At 66.1% G+C, this 19648-nt stretch carries 23 protein-coding genes; 13 read left to right on the top strand and 10 right to left on the bottom strand.

Annotated elements, in window-relative coordinates; all coding sequences use genetic code 11:
• Positions 1 to 6: 6 nt before the first annotated feature.
• Entirely contained in the window at positions 7 to 1542 is a 1536-nt protein-coding gene (locus tag VH499_RS21395; RefSeq protein WP_332054790.1) for a GH3 family domain-containing protein, read from the bottom strand.
• A complete protein-coding gene (locus VH499_RS21390; RefSeq protein ID WP_332054789.1) occupies positions 1539 to 3731 on the bottom strand; it encodes a penicillin acylase family protein in 2193 nt (730 codons plus the stop codon). The genes VH499_RS21395 and VH499_RS21390 overlap by 4 nt, the downstream gene beginning before the upstream one ends.
• A 193-nt stretch (positions 3732 to 3924) precedes the next feature.
• Between VH499_RS21390 and VH499_RS21385 the strand changes: the two genes are divergently transcribed.
• The 9 genes from VH499_RS21385 (at position 3925) to VH499_RS21345 (ending at position 9014) form a co-directional block, all read left to right on the top strand.
• Positions 3925 to 4200, top strand: a complete 276-nt coding sequence (locus VH499_RS21385) for a hypothetical protein (RefSeq protein ID WP_332054788.1) — start codon at positions 3925 to 3927, stop codon at positions 4198 to 4200.
• Between the two features lie 216 nt (positions 4201 to 4416).
• Positions 4417 to 4677, top strand: a complete 261-nt coding sequence (locus VH499_RS21380; RefSeq protein WP_332054787.1) for a hypothetical protein — start codon at positions 4417 to 4419, stop codon at positions 4675 to 4677.
• 143 nt (positions 4678 to 4820) lie between these two features.
• Positions 4821 to 5684, top strand: a complete 864-nt coding sequence (locus tag VH499_RS21375; protein ID WP_332054786.1) for a TauD/TfdA family dioxygenase — start codon at positions 4821 to 4823, stop codon at positions 5682 to 5684.
• A 60-nt stretch (positions 5685 to 5744) separates the two neighbouring features.
• Positions 5745 to 6344: a LemA family protein gene (locus VH499_RS21370; protein ID WP_332054785.1), complete on the top strand. Its 600-nt coding sequence runs from the start codon at positions 5745 to 5747 to the stop codon at positions 6342 to 6344.
• An 84-nt stretch (positions 6345 to 6428) separates the two neighbouring features.
• Positions 6429 to 7190, top strand: coding sequence for a TPM domain-containing protein (locus VH499_RS21365; RefSeq protein WP_414709822.1), 762 nt, complete (start codon positions 6429 to 6431; stop codon positions 7188 to 7190).
• On the top strand, positions 7190 to 7801 hold the full coding sequence (locus VH499_RS21360) for a TPM domain-containing protein (RefSeq protein ID WP_332054783.1): 612 nt from the start codon (positions 7190 to 7192) through the stop codon (positions 7799 to 7801). The genes VH499_RS21365 and VH499_RS21360 overlap by 1 nt, the downstream gene beginning before the upstream one ends.
• Before the next feature lie 39 nt (positions 7802 to 7840).
• On the top strand, positions 7841 to 8071 hold the full coding sequence (locus tag VH499_RS21355; protein ID WP_332054782.1) for a hypothetical protein: 231 nt from the start codon (positions 7841 to 7843) through the stop codon (positions 8069 to 8071).
• A 204-nt stretch (positions 8072 to 8275) separates the two neighbouring features.
• Positions 8276 to 8407: a hypothetical protein gene (locus VH499_RS21350; protein ID WP_332054781.1), complete on the top strand. Its 132-nt coding sequence runs from the start codon at positions 8276 to 8278 to the stop codon at positions 8405 to 8407.
• A gap of 124 nt (positions 8408 to 8531) precedes the next feature.
• On the top strand, positions 8532 to 9014 hold the full coding sequence (locus VH499_RS21345) for a nuclear transport factor 2 family protein (protein WP_332054780.1): 483 nt from the start codon (positions 8532 to 8534) through the stop codon (positions 9012 to 9014).
• Positions 9015 to 9021: 7 nt separating this feature from the next.
• On the opposite strand, the gene VH499_RS21340 is transcribed toward VH499_RS21345, so the two are convergent.
• From VH499_RS21340 to VH499_RS21305, 8 genes are all read right to left on the bottom strand, one after another.
• A complete protein-coding gene (locus VH499_RS21340; RefSeq protein ID WP_332054779.1) occupies positions 9022 to 9759 on the bottom strand; it encodes a class II aldolase/adducin family protein in 738 nt (245 codons plus the stop codon).
• A 62-nt stretch (positions 9760 to 9821) separates the two neighbouring features.
• Complete coding sequence (locus VH499_RS21335; RefSeq protein WP_332054778.1) at positions 9822 to 10724, bottom strand: ABC transporter substrate-binding protein; 903 nt, start codon at positions 10722 to 10724, stop codon at positions 9822 to 9824.
• A gap of 174 nt (positions 10725 to 10898) precedes the next feature.
• Positions 10899 to 11906, bottom strand: a complete 1008-nt coding sequence (locus VH499_RS21330) for a dimethylarginine dimethylaminohydrolase family protein (protein WP_332054777.1) — start codon at positions 11904 to 11906, stop codon at positions 10899 to 10901.
• The gene (locus tag VH499_RS21325; protein WP_332054776.1) at positions 11906 to 13510 is read right to left on the bottom strand and encodes an amidohydrolase; all 1605 of its coding nucleotides are present in this window, start codon (positions 13508 to 13510) and stop codon (positions 11906 to 11908) included. Before VH499_RS21325 ends, VH499_RS21330 begins: the two co-directional genes overlap by 1 nt.
• Positions 13510 to 14298 (bottom strand): ABC transporter permease, encoded by a 789-nt coding sequence (locus VH499_RS21320; RefSeq protein WP_332054775.1) that lies wholly within the window; start codon positions 14296 to 14298, stop codon positions 13510 to 13512. The genes VH499_RS21325 and VH499_RS21320 overlap by 1 nt, the downstream gene beginning before the upstream one ends.
• 13 nt (positions 14299 to 14311) lie before the next feature.
• Positions 14312 to 15145, bottom strand: a complete 834-nt coding sequence (locus VH499_RS21315) for an ABC transporter permease (protein WP_332054774.1) — start codon at positions 15143 to 15145, stop codon at positions 14312 to 14314.
• 61 nt (positions 15146 to 15206) lie between these two features.
• A complete protein-coding gene (locus VH499_RS21310; protein WP_332054773.1) occupies positions 15207 to 16289 on the bottom strand; it encodes an ABC transporter substrate-binding protein in 1083 nt (360 codons plus the stop codon).
• Positions 16290 to 16312: 23 nt separating this feature from the next.
• Entirely contained in the window at positions 16313 to 17389 is a 1077-nt protein-coding gene (locus VH499_RS21305; protein ID WP_332054772.1) for an ABC transporter ATP-binding protein, read from the bottom strand.
• Between the two features lie 319 nt (positions 17390 to 17708).
• Here VH499_RS21305 and VH499_RS21300 point away from each other — a divergent pair, with 319 nt between their 5' ends.
• The 4 genes from VH499_RS21300 to selD form a co-directional block, all read left to right on the top strand.
• Entirely contained in the window at positions 17709 to 17936 is a 228-nt protein-coding gene (locus VH499_RS21300; RefSeq protein WP_332054771.1) for a hypothetical protein, read from the top strand.
• A gap of 21 nt (positions 17937 to 17957) precedes the next feature.
• Positions 17958 to 18338, top strand: a complete 381-nt coding sequence (locus VH499_RS21295; RefSeq protein WP_332054770.1) for a hypothetical protein — start codon at positions 17958 to 17960, stop codon at positions 18336 to 18338.
• Positions 18339 to 18397: 59 nt separating this feature from the next.
• Positions 18398 to 19201 (top strand): N-acyl homoserine lactonase family protein, encoded by an 804-nt coding sequence (locus VH499_RS21290; protein WP_332054769.1) that lies wholly within the window; start codon positions 18398 to 18400, stop codon positions 19199 to 19201.
• A 94-nt stretch (positions 19202 to 19295) separates the two neighbouring features.
• The coding region (gene selD, locus VH499_RS21285) for a selenide, water dikinase SelD (RefSeq protein WP_332054768.1) at positions 19296 to 19648 on the top strand (353 nt) is incomplete at its 3' end.

Here is a 19648-nt window from a genome sequence, read left to right as displayed (position 1 = left end):
CGGACTTCAGTCGCGGCAGTCGATCGCGGCCACGGCCGCCTGGAACGCGGAGGCGTCGGCGATGACGCGCGGGACCTTATTCTGGCCGCCGAGCTTGCCGCGCGCCTTCATCCAGCGGGCGAAGCTGCCGGCAGCCACCGCGCGCACCTCCGGTGGCCTCATGCCGAAGTCGCCGGCGCGATGCTCGGCATAGTCCTTGTTAAGGGCGGCAAGTTCGCGATCGATCGCCCGGGCGAAGCGGCAACATTCGCCCTCCGTCAGTCGCCGCACGAACTCGACGACATAGAGGTGATGGCCGCTGCGGCCCGAGTCGATGGAATGGACCGGCCCGACGGTGAAGTCGGCGACACCGGCCTTCACCTCCGCCGCCGCGGCCGCGACGGCCTTGTCAATCTCCTCGCCGATCAGATGCTCGCCGAAAGCGGAAAGACCCCAGGAGATACGGCCGGTCACCACCAGCCGCGGCGGGTTGCGACTCACGAGGCGCACCGTGTCGCCGAGGATGTAAGACCAGAGACCCGCACAAGTCGTCAGCACCAGCGCGTAGTTGACGCCGATCTCGGCGGTGTCGAGCCAATGCCGCGTCGGGCTTGCCGCCGACAGTTCGTCGAGCGGCACGAACTCGAAGAACAGGCCGTTGTCGACCAGCAGCCTCAGCCCATCGTCCGGCCCGGCATCGGCCAGGGCGACGAAACCCTCGCTCGCCGGATAGACCTCGCGCGTCTCGGCATGGCCGCCTTTCATCAGCTCGGAAAAGTGCGCGTGATAGGGCGCAAAGGAAATGCCGCCATGGGCGATCATCTCCATGTCCGGATACCAGTCGAACAGGCGGGAGCTGCCCGGCCGCAGCGCCCGCAACCGGTCGAAGAAGGGCAGCAGCCAGCTCGGCGTGCCCGACAGGCTGCGGACGTTCGCCGCAAGCGACTGCTCGGCGAGACGCTGTGTCTTCTCCTCCCAGTCGGCGATCGCGCCGAGCGCGCCCGAGGGAAAGAAGTAGGGCCTCGCCCACCACGGCACGCCCGCCGCAGCGATGCCGCTCAGGTCGCCCGCAGCCACGCCGGAGGCGACGCGTTCGAGCGCCGTGCTGCCCCCGAGCATGAAGTTGCGGCCGGCGAGTATGCGGCTCGCGGGCCGGTTTGCGACATGATGCACCAGGAGGTCGATCGCGGCCCGGCGATTGGCGGCGGCCATCGCCGTCGAGACGGGAATGTGCTTGGTCCTGCCCGTGCTGGTGCCCGAGGAATTTGCGAATAACGGGATCCGGCCGCGCCAGGTCACATCGTCCAGCACCGGATAACGCCCGCCCCAGTACTCGTTCCAGAAATCCTCGTAGTGTCGCAGCGGCACGGCGCTTTGATAGTCGGCAACGCCGATCGCCTTCGCCAGGCGATGATCGCGATGGAAACGAGTGCCGCTCGCGCGCCGAAGCAGGTCCCGCAGGACCTTCTCCTGCGCGGCAACCGGATCCAGTCGCGCAAGCTCGGCCCCCCGCCAGCGGGCATGGATTCGCAGGAAGGGTGTGCCGTCGAGCAAGGCGATCATTCCTTCGCCGGGACGAAGGTCGTGACCAGCGGGAATTCCCGCCGCACGCCTTCGTCCGTGAGCGGCAGGCGGATATAGGCACCGCGCCGCCAAAGCTCGACCTGATCGATGAAGTTGGCGCTGCCGAACCAGCCGTCCTGGCCGCCCAGCAGCACGACATGGTTTGCCTCGAGGACCGAAAGATCGGCCACGAAGCGCGCGTTGGAGCCGAAGCGCACGGCGTGGCGTCCCTTCACCAGCGGGTTCGAGGTCTTCATCACCGTGTCGCTGGTGCCGGCGGCGGGCAGATCGAGAAAGCGATAGCGCCGGCCGACCACGGGAATGCCACCCAGAGGATGATCGAGGCGCAGCCGATGCAGGTCTCCCCACGCCGCATTGCCGGAATGCCGGACACTCCGTTGCAGGGCCTGGCGCACCAGTGGTGCGAGTTGCTCGGGCGTACTCGCCTCCAGATCGTTCAGGATGAGATCGCGCAAGGCCCAGGAGGCGCCGTAGGCGGCGAGCACGTCGTTGCGATAGAACCGTCGCGCGACATGGAACAGCAAGCGCTCGAACAGCGCCGCGGCCTTCGAGGTCGTCTCGTAGCCGCCATCCCAGGCGGCGAGGCGGGCAGCGCTGCGTTCCAGGGAGGCTGGAAGCCTGCCGGACGCACGCAGCGCCCGGCACAGAAGCTGCGCCAGGCGTTGCGCCGAGGTCGATCGCACGTCCTGCTGCAACCCGGCGAGCGCGGCCGGATCGCACCGTCGCATTCCCTCGATCAGCGCCGCCAGGCGGTCGGCCCGGCCGGACGGCGAGAAGAAGCGGCCGATGATCCGCTCGCTGTTCGGCCGGTCGTTCGCGGAGACCACGAAGCCACGCTCGGGATCGAACCAGCTCGACAGCGTGTCGCTCTTGGCGAAATCCGTCCAGGGAGCATCGCAGGATGCGATCAGATCGCCTGGCCGCAGCTCCTTCGGAATCCACGCCGCGAGCTGGTGGCCGACATGGCCGCCCGAATCGCCATAGATCATGTTCAGGCCGGGCACGGCGAAACTCCGCAGCGCCGCACGGAAGGCCCGCCAATTGTGCGCACGCTCGACCTGCAGCATCGCCGTCATCTCGTCGCTTGCCGCATGCCCCACCCAGCGCAGCGCCAGCGTGCGTGCGTCCGCCGTCCGGAAGAGACGCGAGTCCGACAGGATCGGGCCGACGGCGCAGGTGCGCACGGCGATCGTGCGCGGCCTGCCCCAGCGCACGCGGATGGTCTCGGATCGGACCTCGATCCGCTCTTTTGCCAGTCCCGAGACGTCACACAGCTCGCTCGCATGGGCATGCAGGCTCGTGCCGGCCCAGCCGATCCAGTCGTTGCGGCCGGTTGCCATGAAAGGCATGCCCGGAATCATCAGGCCGAGGGCACGGTGGCTCGGCGCGCGATAGCCCGCAATCAGCCAGTTGTTGGGCAACGACAGGCCGAGATGCGGATCGGCCGCGATCCAGGGCTTGCCGGCGCGCTCGGCCGTGATCGCGAGCGCGTTGCTGCCGGCGCGGTTGTTGACACCAAGCACTTGCTCGCCCGGCGGCGCGGTATGCGCCGAGATCCGGTCCCACAGCGCTTCCCACCCCGGGCTGCCGTAGACGCCGAGCAGCCGCCGCCAGACGAGCCAGGCGTTGTCGAAAGCATAGAGGCGCCCCAGCGTCAGGACGTCCGCCACGCTCCACGGTTCGCGCTCGAGAGCGAACAGCTCGAACTCGAGCGGCGGCCGCGCCTTCGTCAACACGTGGTTGATGCCGCGCACATAGGCCTCGACCCAGGCACGCGTCGCCGGCGGCAGGGCGCTCATCATTTCAGGCACCGCCTGCGTGAAACCGATGATCCGCACCGTGCGATCGAGCTCGAGGGCGGCGACACCCACCATCTCGCTCATCCGGCCGGCCGAGACGCGACGGAACAGCTCCATTTGTCCAAGACGCAGATGGGCATGCACCATGCCGATCAGGACAGGAAGATCGTCGTCATGACCGGCTTCGATGAACGGCACGGCATAGTCATTCCAGCGAACCGCCGCCGGCTGTCGCAGTGGCGCATCCTGCAATGGCAGGGCAGCAAGGCGGTCGGCAAGGCCGATCGTTCCCGGCCTGGACGGGCGCGGCGCCGCGATGCCGAGCCAGGCGGCGAACCGCAGCGCGCCGAGGACCATGCGCCAATCCATTCGCCGAGCCAACGATGCGGCCCTCCTGCCGTTGCTGACGTCCCATTGCCGCCGCTCGAGCGCCCCGGTGGGCTCTCCGCCGCGCAACCTTGTCTCACGGCGCCGAGTTGAAGTCTCACCGGAATCGAGAGGAGAAGGTCATGACGAAGAGGCTCGCGGCCGCCGCGTGCCGCGCGAACGTATCATCGGGAGGATGGTCGTGAGGTCCGCCGGCCTGGTGCTCGCCGCTCTCGCCGTCTGCACGGCAGGTGCCTGCGACCGGCCCGCCGGACATGACCGGGCATTGCCCAGCGATCGAAGTCCCGGGCCCAGAACGACGGCGTATCTGCCGCCGGCGCCCAACAATGCCGGCACCGGAAGCAGCACGGTGAACACGCCCAATGCCGTCGCGGGCGGCCAGCTCCCCGACTGGAGCAACCCCACACCGCCCGGACTGCCGGCGGCGAGCGGCCCGCTCAACGGTCGATGACCCCGGCAGGAGAATGGCGATGCCGGGCGATCGCGAGTTCGGCCCGTCCGATCACCGTTCAATCGACCATTCGGGCCCGCGCTGGATGGTGATCGTCGGTGCCTGCCTGTTCGTCATCGGAGTGGCTTGCGCCTTGTGAGATGGCCGGCCGGAAACCCGGCGCGACAGGCGGCGTTGAATGAGTGTCCGAGGCAATTGCCGCAACGAGGTCATATCATGGCTGATGTCACTGCGTTTCCCGGCGACCTGGCCGCCGATTCCAGAGTCCCTCCCGAGGAGATGCGCGCCCATCGCCGCTCCTATCTTACTTTCGAGCGCCTCGTGCTGTTCGCCGTGCTGCACATCGCTCTGGTGCTGGCCTGCCTTGCCCTGGCCTTCCTCGGTGACTCACCGTTGATCGCATTCCTGCTTGGCGTGGCGGGCAGCCTCGCGATGATCGTCGGCTTCGTGCTCCGCGGCTCGGCGCAGAGCGGCTAGCGCCGGCTGTCTCGACGCACCCGCCTTTCGGGCCGGTGGGCGCAGGGCGCAGGGGCAAGTTCGCGATCCGCGTCGCCGCCGGGCCGGGTGCGGCCTGTGGCGGGCCTGCTATACTTGAAGCAGGAAAGTGCGGAGGACAGAACATGCCCCAGGGCCTCTCGATCCAGCCGCTGCACGCGACCTTCGGCGCCATCGTCACCGGCTTTCGCATCACCGAGCTCGACGAGGCGACGTGGCAGGATTTGCATGCCGCGTGGCTCGACTATGCGCTGCTGATCTTTCCCGGCCAGTTCCTGAAGCGCGACGAGCAGATCGCGTTCGCCAGGCGCTTCGGCCCGCTCGAGTTCGAAATGGCGGCCCTCAGCAACGTGAAGGCAGACGGCACGCTGAGACTCGAGAAAGACAACGACGACATGATGAAGATCCTGAAGGGCAACATGGGCTGGCACGCCGATTCGACCTACATGCCGGTGCAGGCCAAGGGCGCGGTGTTCACCGCCGAGGTGGTGCCGACGGTCGGCGGCCACACCGGCTGGGCCGACATGCGCGCGGCCTACGATGCCCTCGACGCGGCGACCCGCGCCAAGGTCGACGGGCTCTCCGCCCATCACTCGCTGCACTACAGCCAGTCCAAGCTCGGCCACCAGACGCGCAGGGCCGACGGCGAATATAGCGGCTACGGCCTGCATGACGGTCCAGTGCCGCTGCGTCCGCTGGTGAAGGTGCACCCCGAGACCGGCCGCAAGTCGCTGCTGATCGGCCGGCACGCCCACGACATTCCCGGCATGGATAAGGCCGAATCGGAGCGCTTCCTCGAGAGGCTGGTCGCCTTCGCCTGCCAGCCGCCGCGCGTCTATCATCACGACTGGCGGCCGGGCGACGCGGTGGTGTGGGACAATCGCTGTCTCCTGCATCAGGCCACGCCGTGGGATATGACGCAGCCGCGCGTGATGTGGCACAGTCGCATTGCCGGCGATCCGCTGAGCGAGGCCGCACTCGCGGCGTGAGTCGCGCCCAGGCGAGGCGGGAACGCACGTTTTCGACTCCAAAATCGAGCAGGAGCTTCCATGACCTCGTCGCAGAGCCGCATCGGCACCGTTCTTGCGGCGGTGCTCGCTCTCTTCACCGTCGCCTCTTGCGGCTACAACACCATCCCGACACTCGAGGAACAGGCCAAGGCGCGCTGGGCGGATGTGCAGAACAACTATCAACGCCGCGCCGATCTCATCCCCAATCTCGTGGCGACCGTGCAGGGCTACGCCAAGCAGGAGAAGGACGTGCTGACGGCGGTGGTCGAGGCACGAGCCAAGGCGACACAGGTGAAAGTCGACGCCTCGCAGCTCACCGATCCGGAGAAGATGAAGCAGTTCCAGGATGCACAAAACCAGCTCACCGGCGCACTCGGGCGGCTGCTGGTGGTCAGCGAGAACTATCCCGACCTCAAGTCGAACCAGAACTTCCTGGCCTTGCAGTCCCAGCTCGAAGGGACCGAGAACCGCATCGCCGTTGCGCGGCGCGACTACATCGAGGCGGTGCGCGCCTACAATACCGAACTCAAGACCTTCCCCGGGATGCTGTGGGCGGCGATCTTCTTTCGCTCGGCCAAGCCGATGGCTGAGTTCACGGCGGGCGACGAGGCGCAGAAGCCGCCGCAAGTGAAGTTCTGATCGACGCATCGTGACAGCCCCGACATGAGCGCCGGCCGCGCCGTCTCCTGCCCAGCCGGACGGGCGGGCTCGACGCCGGCCGTCATGGCGTCGCTTGTGGTACTGCTGTGCCTCGCGATGGCGGCGCTGGCCGCGAACTTCCCGCCGCTCACCGGCCGGGTCGTCGACCAGGCCGGCATCATCCCGCCGCAGACCCGCCGTGCGCTCGACGCCAAGCTCGCCGATCTCGAGACCAAATCGGGCATCCAGCTCGTGGTCGCCACGGTCAAGTCGCTCGACGGCCTGGAGATCGAGCCCTATGCCAACGACCTGTTCCGTACCTGGAAGCTGGGCGAGAAGGCGAAGAACAACGGCGTGCTGCTGCTGGTCGCCCCCAACGAGCGGCGCGTGCGCATCGAGGTCGGCTACGGCCTCGAAGGCACGCTGACCGACGCCCTGTCGAAGGTGATCATCACCAACGCCATCGCGCCGCGCTTCAAGGCCGGCGATTTCGGCGACGGCATCGTCCGGGGTGTCGACGACATCATCACCGTCCTCACCACCGACGCTTCGGAGTGGCAGAAACGGCCCTCGCTGCGGCTCGATCGCCAGGATGAACCGGGCCCGCTGAGCTGGATCGTCGTGGCGGGCCTGATCGGCCTTGTCGTCCTGCTCGTCGTCTCGCCCGGCTTTCGCTTCTTCTTCTTCAATGTCCTGCTGTCCAGCATGATCAGTTCGGGCCGCTCCTCCGGCCGGGGCGGCACGTTTTCCACCGGCGGCGGCTTCTCGGGCGGCGGGTTCTCGGGCGGAGGCTTCTCCGGCGGAGGCGGGTCGTCGGGCGGCGGCGGCGCATCGGGGAGCTGGTGATGGCCTTCCTGCCGGAAGATCGCGCGCGCATCTCGGCCGCCATCCATGCCGCGGAGGCGCAGACCTCTGGCGAGATCGTCTGCGTGCTGGCGCGAAGATCGGCCGACGCGACCGCGCTGCCGGTCTTCATCGCGGCCGTGGCCGCGCTGGCGCTGCCCTGGCTCCTCGTGCAGTGGACGCCGCTCGCCGTGCAGCAGATCCTGCTGGTGCAGGCGGCCGTCTTCGTCGCCCTGACGCTGCTGCTCTGCCAGCCGCGCATACGAGCCCTCCTCCTGCCGCCCGCCACGCGCCGCGCCATCGCGCATCGTGTCGCCATGGAGCAGTTCGTCCTGCGCGGCATCACGCGGACCAGGGACCGCACCGCCATCCTGATCTTCGTGTCGCTGGCGGAGCGCTACGCACGCATCATCGCCGACGACGGGATCGCCGCCCGGGTGTCGCAAGCGGAATGGCAGCAGGCTGTCGACGCGCTGATCGTACATATGCGCGAGGGCCGCATCGCCGACGGCTTCGTCGCCGCGATCGACCGCTGCGCCAACGTGCTTGCCGTGCACTTCCCGCGGACCGAGGAGCACCAGGACGAGCTCCCCGACCGCATCTATTTGATTTGACCCCTCTACCTGATTTGAACCGTGCCCCCTTGATCTGCCATGGCCCTGCCGGTCGATGACACCCTGTCAGGCGATGCCTTCATCGTCCTGGTCGCGCTCGCCGCACTCTGCGGCTGGCTGATTGTGCGTGCCCTGCGGCGCGGGCAGATGGACCTGCGTGGACGGCACGTCATCGACCGCGTGCGGCAGCCTGTCCTGTTCTGGGGATTGCTGGCGTTCTACGCCGCCCTCCCCATCGCCTGGCTCGCCTACATTCTCCTCGCACACTGACCACCGGCCTTGCCCGCCGACCATGCCAATCAACGAGAATTGATCGACCGGCGCGACCGGGACAGCGGTAGACACGCGGCATGTCCCGTTCACGGCGAAGGCTCGGTAGCGAGACAGCTTGCCCGGTGGTCGCGCACGCCTCGCCTCGGGAGATCTGGCCTGTGCCGACATCGACGTTACATGGCCTTACCAAGGAGGTGGGGGATGAGAACACTGGCCGTCGTCGCGCTTGCTCTGTTCGCGGTCGCTTTCTCCGCCGGTTGCAAGGACTTGCCGGGCGCCGACGGTCGATATGCCACCCACGACCACGGCCAGAACAATCGCGGTTCGCCCTGATAGCGGCGCATCGTCGACATGCGGCAGTCTCCGGACCGCACGAACATTCACGGGGTCTGACAGCTTTGTCCTGTGCTAACGTCGCGACCGGTCGCCCGAAGTCGGCAAGCCTCTGGAGGACGTGATGACGATCAGCCGCCGCACTCTGGCCATTACCGCATTGCTGGCCTCCGGCGTCGCGACGGTTCCCCAGGTGCGCGCCCAGGACAAGGAAAAGGAAAAAGAGAAGGACAAAGACAAGGAAGCCCTCGCCGCCGTCAGCGATGCCGTCATCGAGCTCACGAAGGCGATGCTCTCCGCCGACAAGGCCAAGCTCGAATCGCTGGTCGCCGATCAGTTGAGCTACGGCCATTCGAGTGGCGCGGTGCAGGACAAAGCCGCCTTCGTCGACGTGATCGTCAGCAAGAAAACAGTCTACAAGTCGATCGAGCTTTCCAAGCAGACCGTCGCCATCGCCGGAACCGACGCCATCGTGCGCCATGCCTGGATGAGCGAAAGCGGCAGCGGCGACAGCAACTGGACCATGTCCAAGATCAGCGTTCTGCAGGTCTGGCAGAAGCAGGGATCGAGCTGGAAGCTGTTGGCGAGACAGGGCTTCAAGGCTTGATTGGCGTTTAGCTCGCGTAGGCCGGACTGTCGCGGTCGAGCATGCGGCGCAGCGCCTTCCAGGGTCGCTCGCCCTTGCCGTCGAAATTCTCGAACTGCCGGGCCGTGTGCTCGGCGACCCTGGGCGGCGGCAACGCGATCTTTTGACCGCCCTGCGTAGCGGCGATCTGGATGCGGCAGGCCTGCTCCACGTAGTACATGTTGTAGAAGGCCTCGGCGACGGTGCGCCCCGTCGTCAACAGGCCGTGATGCTTCAGGATCATCACGTCGTTGTCGGCGAGGTCGCGTACCAGCCGGTCGCGCTCGTCGAGGTCGAGCGCCACGCCCTCGTAGTCGTGGTAGGAGACGCGGCCGTAGAATTCCATCGACATCTGATTGAGCGGCAGCAGCCCCTCCTCCTGCGCTGCCACAGCCATGCCGGCCGTGGTGTGGGTGTGCATCACGCACTGCGCATCGTCGCGGCTCATGTGCACGGCCGAGTGGATCGTGAAGCCCGCATTGTTGATCCTCGACTCCTCCTCCTTCTCGACCGCATGGCCCTCGGGATCGACCACGACGAGGCTCGAGGCCGTGATCTCGTCGAACATCAGCCCGTAGGGATTGAGCAGGAAGCGATGCTCCTTGCCGGGCAGGCGCGCGCTGAGATGCGTGAAGATGAGATCGTCCATGCCGAAATGGGCGATCAGTCGATAGGCCGCCGCGAGATCGCAGCGGATCTCCCACTCCTGCGGATCGATGTTGCGCATGCCTGCCTCCTGCCGCACAGCACAGCTGGCCGAAATGTGGACCAAATCGCCGCCGGTTTTCCTCACTCGGCGACCAGCTCCGCCAAGACTGCCATGGCCGGAGGCACACCGATATCCAGACTTTCGGCCGCTTTGACGTTTATGGCCAGCTCGAATTCGGTCGGCTGCAGAACCGGCATCTCGGCCGGTCGGGCACCGCGGAGAATCTGGCCGACGTAGCGGCCGGCCTGACGGTACATCCAGCTGAGACTGGGGCCGTAGCTCACGAGCCCCCCACTATCGACGAACTGGCGCACGGGATAGATTCCCGCCATTCGACTCTGCGCGGCCAGTTCGACGATCTGCATGCGCCGATTGATCAGAAAGGGATCGGTGGCGACCACGAAGCCCTGCATACCTTCCTGCGCGAAACGCCCGAATGCCTTGTCGATGTCCTGCGCTGTCCGGACAGGGATCGCGAGCGTTGTCGATGCCAGACTCGCGGCCGCCACCTCGGCGTCCCGCTGCTCGGCCTCTGCCGTATAGTTGTCGGGATTCATCAGCAGCCCGATCCGGTCGATACGCGGCGCGAGTTCCTTCAGAATCTGGATGCGCTTCGCACTCAGGATCGCCGAAAGCAGGCTGATTCCGGTCGTGTTGCCGCCCGGCCGGGCCATGCTGGCCACCAACCCGAACCGGACGGGATCCGCGCCGATGGTGAACACGATCGGTATGGTGCCTGTGGCCGCCTGAGCCGCCCTGGCCGAAGCGACGTCGCCCGTCGCCGCGATCACTGCCACCTTCTCATTGACGAGCTCCGCGGCGAGGACAGGAAGGCGATCGTAGGCGCCGCGGCCCCAGCGATAGACGATCCTGCAATTCTCTCCGTTGACGTAGCCCGCTTCCTTCAGTCCGGTCCGGAAGGCTATGGCAGTGAAGGCGTAGGTGTCGGGCGATGTCGGGTTGAGAAAGCCGATAGCGGGCATCGGCGATTGCGCCCAGGCACGGCTGGACATTGCACAGACGGCCAACGGCCACAGATCACGGCGTTTCAAAGCGGGCCCCCCAGCTCAGGACTCTACGCGCCTACCGATGGCCACCCGCGGATATTATGTGCTGGCCGCGCGTATGTGAACCTGTCCGCTTGCCGTCGCCCGCTCTCAGATCGGATCGCGCACCAGCGGTCCTGTCGAGCAGTGGATGCCGCCACCGCCGAGGTAGACCTTGTCGTAGGGCACCAGCCTGATCGAGACGCCGGCGTCGTTCAGCTTGTCGAGCGTGCGGTTGCTGACCTGGTCGGCGATCAGGATGCGACCCGGCCGTACCGCCAGGCAGTTGATCGTCCAGATCGGATCCTCGGGGCAGACCTCGATCGTGCGGACCTTGAGTTCCTTCAGCTTCTCCAGGAACGTGAAGGGAAGCTGCGTGGGATTGATGAGCGCCGTGTCGACATCGATCATCACGAAGTTGCCGTCGATATGGAGGCGATAGCCGGTGAGATGCACGCGCAGGAGCTCGATGCCCTGCACCTTCAGCACCTCCTCGAGCTGGCGGGCGCCCTCTTCGTTGACGCGGCTCGAGATGCCGACCACCGCGACCTTGGGAGTGATGAAGGCGAAGCTGCCGCCTTCAAGGATGCCGGTACCATGGATCGTGCGCAGGATCGGCATGCCCATTTTCGCCAGCGTGCGCGTCACCGGCAGCTCCTCGCCGCGCCGTACCGGCGGTCCCATACGGGTCACGATCGCGCCGCCATTCACCGCGATCACCGAGTCACGCGTGTAGACCGACTTCATTTTGCCCGGTGCGCATTCGTCGAGGAACACGACCTCGACCTGCTCCTCGCGCAGTGCCTCGACGAGCCCGTCATGCTGCGCCTGCATCGACTCGAGGTCGGGCACCGTATCGCCGCGCCAATACCAGCCGGTCTCGGGATCGCCGTAGGCACCGATGTCGGGCAGCTTCTTGGCCGGATCGACGACTTGCAGCTCGTCGCCGGGCCGGTGCATCATCACCTTGCGCAGATTGCCGACGTCGCTGTTGCAGCCCCATTGCTGGCCCCAGACGCCGGTCTGCTCGCTTGCCGTCTCGAAGGCGGGCTCGGGCCGCGAGGCGAAGGTCTTGATCAGCATGTTGTAGCGGTATTCCGCCTCGGAGATGATCCCCATTACGCAGTTCCTTTCTTCTCCGTCGGTATGGTCCATTCCTCGCCGCGTACGGTGCTGACGTACTCGGGCCAGCGGTAATGGATCGGCGGCCGGAAATCCCTGGGCAAGAGCGGCGACACCCATCTCGAGCCGCCGACGCCGCCGCCGGTGCGCTCCCTGAACTCGGCCCGGGCGCGCTCCAACCCGGTCCTGTCCGTCACGAGGTCGAGGATGGTGGCGCCGATCACCTTGCCCGCCGTCGACCACATGGGATCGATGCAGGCCGGGGTGCCCATCATGGCGTATCGGCACCAGTCGGGGTAGCGGTAGCCGGGATTTGGCGGCACCAATGTCGGCCGGCTCACATAGAGCCGCACCGTCGGCGCATGCCAGGTGTATTCGACGTAATCGTCGGCCGCGAGGTTCTTCTGCCAGGGCGGCAGTTGCGCGCGGAACGATTTCTCCGCTTCCCATGGCGGCGAAAGACGTTGCGTCTCGGGCGCGAAAGGATCATCCATCGGCGCGATCCCGAGGTTCTTCTGGATCTCCCGCGCGAAGGTACGCGCCTCGTCGTTCCACCTCGGCGGTCCGACCAGCTCGAAGTTCCGGAAGGTCAGCTCGGCCATCGCATGATTGGGCAACCCGGCCCGCGTCTTGGTGATCCAGGCGCTCTCCATGCTGCAGTGGGTCATGGCGGCACAATGCGCGGCATTGTTGTCGAGCACGGCGAACACGCGCTCGCACATCTCGATATCGGGCGCGCGCAGGGAGTACTGGATCTGCGACAGGACCGGCGCGATGTTGTCCGCCGCTGCGAGACCCGCGATCGGGATGAACTCGTTCAGGCTCCACGAGCCCGTGTGAGGCAGCATCGCCTCCTTGAGGTACTTCGAGGAGGTGTACATCAGGCACACCGCATCGATCGCACCGGGCGCGCGGGCGGCAGAGTGCAGATGCGCCACTGCTGCCGCCGATTGCTGGCTCTGCCAGGTCTCGGGTTCGTTGCATTCGAAGGTGTAGATCCGGCTCCAGTACGGGGCCGAATGCGTGTCCCAGAAGCAGCCGTTGGAGAGCGCCTGGAAGGAATGCGGGTGGAAGCTGATGGCTGCATCGAGCTCGTCGTAGTAGCCCTTGGCCGCGTGCACCGGTTTCGAGCCGCACATCTTCTCCGCCGGCTCGCCCAGGAATACGAGCGTCCCGGCGATGCCGTGCTTCTCCATCGCGTACTTGGCGGCAAGGAAGCCGGCCAGGGCGCCGATGCCCAGGCCGGAATGCGGATCGGTGTGGCCGGCGGCGTATTTGCTCACGCCTGCCCGCGGCTTTCGGTAGGGCACTGCGGCCTGGCTGCGGCCGGGAATGGCGTCGTATTCGGCATAGCCGCCGATCACGGGACCAGCCTTCCCGCCATTGGCCTTGTTCGACCACTTCGCGCAGAACGCCGTCGGCATCTCGCCCGAGCCCTCTTCCACCGCGAACCCCTCGGCGCGCAGTCGCTCGACGTACCACCTGGCCGACTTGTATTCGCGCCACGACGGCTCGTGGTAGTTCCAGATCGTGAGATGGTCGTTCGACAGCCGCTCGAGATTGTCGTCCACCCATCCGATCGCGCTCGTCTTGCTCTCCATCACCCTTCTCTTTTTCGCCGAATGCTGAGGTCGACGACCAGCAGCAGCGCCGACAGCAGGATCAAGATCGCTGCGACCGCCGCCATGGTCGGGTCGAGGTGCTCGTTGATGCCGTCCCAGATGCGCCGCGGCAGCGTGAAGATGGCACGGCTGGCGATGAACAGCACGATGACCAGCTCGTCCCAGCTCTGGATGAAGGCAAAGATCGCACCGGAGACCACGCCCGGCAGGATGGAGGGCAGCACGACCCGCCACAAGGTCTGCGGCATGGAGGCGCCGAGATTGCGCGCTGCCTGCTCCAGCCGCTGATCGAAACCCGCCAGCGCCGTCGACACGGTGATTACGACATACGGAACGCCCGTGACGGCATGCACCAGGATCACGCCGGTATAGGTATCGAGCAGCCTGAGATCGACCCAGAAGCGGTAGATGCCGATCGCGTAGACAATGGTCGGGACGACGATCGGAACCAGCATCAGGCCGCGCACGATCTCACCGGCACGCGACGAGAGTCGCCAGCAGCCGATGGCGCACAGAGTGCCGGCCGTGACCGCGATCGCCGAGGAAACGATGCCGATCACCAGGCTCTGGCCGATGCTGCCCAGCCAGTCGGGGCTGGTGAAGAGATTGGCATAGTGCTCGAAGGAGATGCCGTGCTGCGGCATCGACAGGAAGCGCCGGTCGGTGACCGAGATCGGGAAGATCACGAGGACCGGCAGCAGCAGAAAGCAGATCACGCTCCAGCCCAGCGTGCGGACCGAACGGCCGGGTTGCAGCATGCGCTCCATCACGGCCGCTCCGTCACTTGGCCCCGAACAGCGTGCGCAAGTCGACGATGCGGCCGAGCACGACCATCAGAAGGAAGATGGTGGCGATCAAGGTCGAGGCGACCATGGTGCCGACGCCCCAGCGCAGCGTCTCCTGAATCTGGCCGTCGATATATTCGGCGACCATGATGATCTTGCCACCGCCCAGGATCGCCGGAGTGATGAAAAAGCCGAGGGAGAAAATGAAGACGAGCAGGCCGGCGCCGATCACGCCCGGCAGGCTGAGCGGCAGGAAGATGCGCAAGAAGGCCTGCGCAGGTCCTGCGCCCAGGCCGCGCGCGGCGGCCACTACGCGGCCGTCGATGGCGCGCATGGCGGACCACAGCGGCAGAATGCCAAGCGGTAGCATGTAGTGGACCATGCCGATGGTGACGCCGGTCTCGTTCCACATCAGCGACAGCGGGTGGTCGATCAGGCCCAGCGCCTCCAGTGCCTTGTTGATCAGCCCCTCGCGACGCAACAGCGTCACCCAGGCGAAAGCCCGCACCAGCACCGACATCCAGAGCGGCAGCAACACGCCGAGCAGCATCAGGCGCTGCGCCGCCGGCCGCGCATGGGTCAGCACATAGGCCACGAGATAAGCCAGCACCAGGGTAATCGCGGTGGTGAAGACGCATATGCGCAAGGTCGTGAGCAATGTGCGCTGGATCGAAGCGCTGGTGAGCAGCAGAGCATAATTGCCGAGGCCGAACGACGGCTCGGTGACGCTGATCACCAGCACGCGCAAGAGCGGCGCGAAGAACAGCACCGTGACCAGCGCCAGCGCCGGCGCAATCATCAGCCAGGAGGTGCGGCGGTCGGAAATCATCCGAACCGCGTGCTGCCGGTGCACCCGTGCACGAGGCGGAAGCCCGCGGTCCGACGAGCGATCACGACGCGATCATGTCGAGGAAGCCCTGGCGCACCTTGGCGTAGTTCTTCTCGTACCAGTCGGCATCGATCTTGGCCTGCACCTTCACGTTCTCCGCCGCACCGGGATTGATCGCGTTGAGCTCGGACGGCACGAGCGACGCAGCGGCAGGATTGGCGGGCCCGTTGCCCATGGCGGCCAGGAGCTTCACCTGGCCCTCCGGCGCCTGCATGGAGGCAATGGCGGTCATTGCCTGCTTGCCGGCGGGGTTGCCCTTGGGCACCACCCACAGACCGGGCTGCAGGAGGCCGCCGTCGAAGGAGAACGTCACCTTCTTGTTGGTGTCCTTCTGCAGGAGCACGGCGCGCGTGTGCCACAGCCAGCCCATCACCACCTCGCCCTCACGCAGCATGGTCTGGCTCTCGGCGCCCGTCGACCAGAACAGGAGGTCCTTCTTGATCGCCGCGACCTTCTTCATCGCACGCGGCACGTCCAGCGGATAGAGCTTGTCGGCCGGCACGCCGTCGGCCATCAGCGCGAGCTCGAGCATGGCCTGGCTGTCCTTGCGCATCAGCCGCTTGCCCGGATACTTCCCGGTATCGAAGAAGTCGGCGAGCGTGGGCTTCTCCTTCACCTTGCTCGTGTCCCATGCCTGCACGGTCGAGAACATGTAGTTGCAGACGCCGTACTTGTAGGCGAAGCCCGGTGTCACCTTCGCCTTGTCGACGACCGAATAGTCGATCTCCTCGAGGAGGCCCGCCGGGCCCAGCTCGCCGGTGCCGCCCAGCCCGGAATCGACAACGTCCCACGTGACGTTCTTGGCCAGCACCATGGTCTTCATCTTGCCGTTCGACGGACCGGAGCCGTCGATCACCATCTTGCCGCCGGTCGCCTTCTCGTAGGGCACGACGAAAGCCTCGGTCATCGCCTTCACCGCATCGCCGCCGAAATTGGCCAGCACCACTTCCTTGGGCGCCGCTTGCGCCGGTCCGCCGAATCCCGCAGCCGCGGCGCCGAGCGCCAAGCCGCCCTTCAACAGAGTGCGGCGCGATGCCGCCAGGATCTCCGCCTGATCCTCCGCGAATGTCTGCAGCCTGCTCATGTGATGTCTCCCTTCTCGCGACGTCAGTCGTCCTCGACCCGGATCGATGCGTCCGGATCCCAGCCCAATGTGATCTTGCCTCCAACCACGGGCGATGCGCCATGGCGCCAGGTGGGGATGGTGACGGCGAGGCGCCCGATGGCAGTGTCCGCCAGGAGGTGGAACGAGGTACCCAGATAGCTGAATTCCGCGGTCGTGCCTTCCACCTGGTTGCGCGGCTGGCTGCCGTCGCCCACCACGCGGAGGCGCTCGGGACGAAGGGCGACCAGCACCGACGCGCCCACGGGTGATTCTCCGCCCTGCTGCTCGAAGAGCAGCCCATTGCAGCGGAATGCGAAGCTCTCGCCCGAGCGCCGCTCGACCGTTCCCGACAGGAAATTGCTCTTACCGAGAAACTCCGCAACGAAACGCGTGGCGGGCCGCTCGTAGAGATCGGTTGGCGCTCCGAGCTGCAGCACCTTGCCCTCGCGCAGAATGGCGACGCGGTCGGACATGCTGAGGGCCTCCTCCTGATCGTGCGTCACATAGATGAAGGTGAGGCCGATCTGGCGGTGGAAGGATTTCAGCTCGATCTGCATGTCGGCGCGCAGCTTGCGGTCGAGCGCGCTCAGAGGCTCGTCGAGCAGCAGGAGATGCGGCGCGAAGACCAGTGCACGGGCGAGCGCGACGCGCTGCTGCTGGCCGCCCGAGAGTTGCCGTGGCAGACGATCGGCGAAGCCACCAAGCCGCACCAGCTCGAGCGCCTCCTTCACCTTGTTCGCGATCTCGGCGCGCGGTGTGCCGCGTACCTCGAGCGGAAAGGCAACGTTGCGCGCCACGCTGAGATGGGGAAACAGTGCATAACCCTGAAACACCATGCCGAAATTGCGCCTTTCCGGCGGCAGGTGCTGGATCGGCTGGCCATTCAGCAGGATGCGGCCGCCGGTCGGTGCCACAAATCCCGCGATCGACATCAGCAGAGTCGTCTTGCCCGAGCCGGACGGGCCCAGGAGCGTCAGGAACTCGCCGCCTGCGACAGTGAGCGATACGTCGTCCAGCGCCCTGGCCGGGCCATAGTGTTTCGACACCCTGTCGAGTGACAGAGCCCGCAACCCCGCCATTCAGATTTTCCGCTTCACGATGCCCACTTCCACGGTGCCCATGTCCCCCGAAGGCATCATGCCTGTTCCACTTCCCACTCGACAGAAAAAAGACCGCGCGCAAGTCGCAAACGACAAGCATGCCCCCGAGTCGCAGCCATTCATTGTTGCACCTGCGAGGCAACAAGTGAACAGGACGTCGACCCTCTGTCGCCAGCAATCGACGACGTCGGTTGCCAGCGCCACAGTCGCTTCACATGCCACAGTCTCTTCATATTGAGTCTATTGCCACTTCCGCAGCGACGCGCTTTGATGCCTTCCCGATGAGCAGGAGGTGCCAATGGAACGCGGCTTGCTCGCCCCGCTCAGCCCGAACGAACAGACGGCGCTTCAGCGCGTGGCGAACGGAATCACCAAGCCCAAGCACCTGCGCTCGAGTTCGGTTGAACGGTTGAAGCAACTGGCCCTTGTCGAGGAGAGCGACGGCCGCATCCGCCTGACGGCGCTGGGCCAGCAGCGTTGCCGTGTCGAGACGCCCGCCGCTCCGCCGCGCGCGCCTGCGGCCTGAGCGTGCAGATCCGCGGAGCGGATGCCGGTTCACTGGACCATTTCCCACCCCTCCCGACTGGTCGTCGCGGTCGCCCGGGATGAGGTCACCGTCGCGGATATCGAGCAGTATTTCACGGGCGTGACCGCCGAGGGCGGCATCTCCTATCGCAAGATCTTCGAGATCACGCACACGCCGATGGCGCTCAACGAGGAGAGCCTGAAGGCGCTGGGCGCACGTATCTCGTACTATGCACAGCATGGCCAGATCGGACCGGTCGCGATCGTGGCGGCCACCGACGAGAGCTATGCCCAGGCGCAGATCTTCGCCGACGCAGCGCAGGTCCGCCGCCCGCTCGCGATCTTCCGCGAGATGCACGCGGCGCGGCGCTGGCTCGACGCCCAGCCGATCCCGCAAAAGTGAATACCGGACCGTTGCGCGTCCGTTAGGCTTTCGGCCAGCCGGCATGGGAGAGGAATTAAATGCGCCTGCAACCGCTGTTTCTTGGCGTCGCGATCATCATGGCCATCAGCCTGCCGGCGGCGGCGCAGACCGCCGACCGGCTTTACGTCATGGATTGCGGCCACAATTCCGCGCTCGATCAGTCGCGTTGGTCACCTGGCGTCAATGTCGGCAAGCCGATCGAATTCTCCGACAACTGCTATCTCATTCATCACGGCACACAGTGGTTCCTGTGGGACACGGGTTTTCCCGACGCGCTCGCTGACAAGCCCGTAACCAACGCTCTCGGTACGGCGACACGGGCGAAGAAGCTTGCGGCGCAGCTCGACGAGGTGAAGGTGAAGCCGGCCGACATCAGCTTCGTCGCGATCTCGCACACGCACGGCGACCATATCGGCAATGTCGACATGTTTCCGACCTCGACGCTCCTGATCCAGAAGGCCGAGCTCGATTGGGCATTCGCGCCGGGCAAGCCCGCGCCCTTCAAGAGGGACCGGCCAATGCGCGAGCTCTCCGGCGATCTCGATGTGTTCGGCGACGGCAGCGTCACCATCCTCTCCACCCCGGGCCATACGCCCGGGCATCAGTCGCTGCTGGTGCACCTGGCCAGGACCGGCTGGGTGGTGCTGACCGGCGACGCCGCGCACTTCAAGGACAACTGGGACAATGACCGCGTGCCATCGCTGAACACCAGCGCCGAACAGACGCATGCCTCGCATGCAAGACTTGCCAAGGTCGTCGCGGACAAGAAGGCGTTGCTCTGGATCAACCACGATCTGCCGACTTTCGAAAGCGTGAAGCATTCGCCCCAATTCTACGAGTAGTCGCCCTTGTCGCCCGTGGCTGGCAGCGCCGGGCTGACCTGACGTCATTGCCATCATCCGGTGCTATGCTCGCGGGCGAACGGGAGTGAATGTCATGAACACCTACAAGGTCCGGCTCACGAGCCTCGCCCATGGCGGCGGCTGCGGCTGCAAGCTGGCGCCGGCGGTGCTGCAGCAATTGCTGGCCGACGCTCCGGCGGCCGCGCCGTTCCGGCAGCTTCTGGTCGGCACCGAGACCGCGGACGATGCCGCCGTCTGGCAACTCGATGACGGCACCTGCGTGATCGCGACCACCGACTTCTTCATGCCGATGGTGGACGATCCATTCGACTTCGGGCGCATCGCGGCGACCAATGCGCTGTCCGACATCTATGCCATGGGCGGCTCGCCGATCATGGCGCTGGCAATTCTCGGAATGCCGGTCGACAAGATTCCCGCTGAGATGGT

The organism is Reyranella sp., assembly GCF_036558665.1.
In the GTDB taxonomy this organism is placed as follows: Bacteria; Pseudomonadota; Alphaproteobacteria; order Reyranellales; family Reyranellaceae; genus Reyranella.
The sequence above is the reverse complement of the archived record's forward strand: the minus strand, read 5'-3'. Positions and strand labels throughout refer to the sequence as shown.

Bases quoted from the DNA above. Each gene is read 5' to 3' on its own strand.
- VH499_RS21325 (WP_332054776.1), bottom strand. From the start codon at position 13,510: ATGGAGAGCAAGACGAGCGCGATCGGATGGGTGGACGACAATCTCGAG.
- VH499_RS21340 (WP_332054779.1), bottom strand. From the start codon at position 9,759: ATGCGCAACATCGATCCGCAGGAGTGGGAGATCCGCTGCGATCTCGCG.
- VH499_RS21310 (WP_332054773.1), bottom strand. From the start codon at position 16,289: ATGAGCAGGCTGCAGACATTCGCGGAGGATCAGGCGGAGATCCTGGCG.
- VH499_RS21300 (WP_332054771.1), top strand. From the start codon at position 17,709: ATGGAACGCGGCTTGCTCGCCCCGCTCAGCCCGAACGAACAGACGGCG.
- VH499_RS21395 (WP_332054790.1), bottom strand. From the start codon at position 1,542: ATGATCGCCTTGCTCGACGGCACACCCTTCCTGCGAATCCATGCCCGC.
- VH499_RS21350 (WP_332054781.1), top strand. From the start codon at position 8,276: ATGAGAACACTGGCCGTCGTCGCGCTTGCTCTGTTCGCGGTCGCTTTC.
- VH499_RS21390 (WP_332054789.1), bottom strand. From the start codon at position 3,731: ATGGATTGGCGCATGGTCCTCGGCGCGCTGCGGTTCGCCGCCTGGCTC.
- VH499_RS21335 (WP_332054778.1), bottom strand. From the start codon at position 10,724: ATGCCCGCTATCGGCTTTCTCAACCCGACATCGCCCGACACCTACGCC.
- VH499_RS21365 (WP_414709822.1), top strand. From the start codon at position 6,429: ATGGCGTCGCTTGTGGTACTGCTGTGCCTCGCGATGGCGGCGCTGGCC.
- VH499_RS21295 (WP_332054770.1), top strand. From the start codon at position 17,958: ATGCCGGTTCACTGGACCATTTCCCACCCCTCCCGACTGGTCGTCGCG.
- VH499_RS21305 (WP_332054772.1), bottom strand. From the start codon at position 17,389: ATGGCGGGGTTGCGGGCTCTGTCACTCGACAGGGTGTCGAAACACTAT.
- VH499_RS21385 (WP_332054788.1), top strand. From the start codon at position 3,925: ATGGTCGTGAGGTCCGCCGGCCTGGTGCTCGCCGCTCTCGCCGTCTGC.
- VH499_RS21370 (WP_332054785.1), top strand. From the start codon at position 5,745: ATGACCTCGTCGCAGAGCCGCATCGGCACCGTTCTTGCGGCGGTGCTC.
- VH499_RS21355 (WP_332054782.1), top strand. From the start codon at position 7,841: ATGGCCCTGCCGGTCGATGACACCCTGTCAGGCGATGCCTTCATCGTC.
- VH499_RS21360 (WP_332054783.1), top strand. From the start codon at position 7,190: ATGGCCTTCCTGCCGGAAGATCGCGCGCGCATCTCGGCCGCCATCCAT.
- VH499_RS21375 (WP_332054786.1), top strand. From the start codon at position 4,821: ATGCCCCAGGGCCTCTCGATCCAGCCGCTGCACGCGACCTTCGGCGCC.
- VH499_RS21330 (WP_332054777.1), bottom strand. From the start codon at position 11,906: ATGGGGATCATCTCCGAGGCGGAATACCGCTACAACATGCTGATCAAG.
- VH499_RS21320 (WP_332054775.1), bottom strand. From the start codon at position 14,298: ATGGAGCGCATGCTGCAACCCGGCCGTTCGGTCCGCACGCTGGGCTGG.
- VH499_RS21380 (WP_332054787.1), top strand. From the start codon at position 4,417: ATGGCTGATGTCACTGCGTTTCCCGGCGACCTGGCCGCCGATTCCAGA.
- VH499_RS21315 (WP_332054774.1), bottom strand. From the start codon at position 15,145: ATGATTTCCGACCGCCGCACCTCCTGGCTGATGATTGCGCCGGCGCTG.
- VH499_RS21290 (WP_332054769.1), top strand. From the start codon at position 18,398: ATGCGCCTGCAACCGCTGTTTCTTGGCGTCGCGATCATCATGGCCATC.
- VH499_RS21345 (WP_332054780.1), top strand. From the start codon at position 8,532: ATGACGATCAGCCGCCGCACTCTGGCCATTACCGCATTGCTGGCCTCC.